Here is a 285-nt window from a genome sequence, read left to right as displayed (position 1 = left end):
ATTGGAGGAATGATTCCAGTAGTATTCTCTGCCCTTGCCATGCAATCTGTAGGAAAAGCAGCGATGGATATGGTAAATGAAGTTCGTCGCCAGTTCCGTGAGATTCCCGGAATTATGGAAGGAACCGGAAAACCTCAATATGACAAATGTGTGGAGATTTCTACAAAAGCTGCCCTTCGGGAAATGCTTTTACCCGGATTACTTACCATCGCTTCCCCTGTGATCATTGTGCTGGTTCCAATGGCACTTGGATATGAGAATCCCCTTATTGCTGAAATGCTTGGC

At 45.3% G+C, this 285-nt stretch carries 1 protein-coding gene; it reads left to right on the top strand.

The features are described 5' to 3' along the window. Window positions 1-285: sodium/proton-translocating pyrophosphatase (locus HC175_RS23380; protein ID WP_168140123.1), on the top strand; the 285-nt coding region annotated here is incomplete at both ends.

It is taken from the genome of Salinimicrobium oceani (assembly GCF_012037645.1).
Note: the sequence above shows the minus strand (reverse complement) of the source record. Positions and strands in the feature narration are given on the sequence as shown.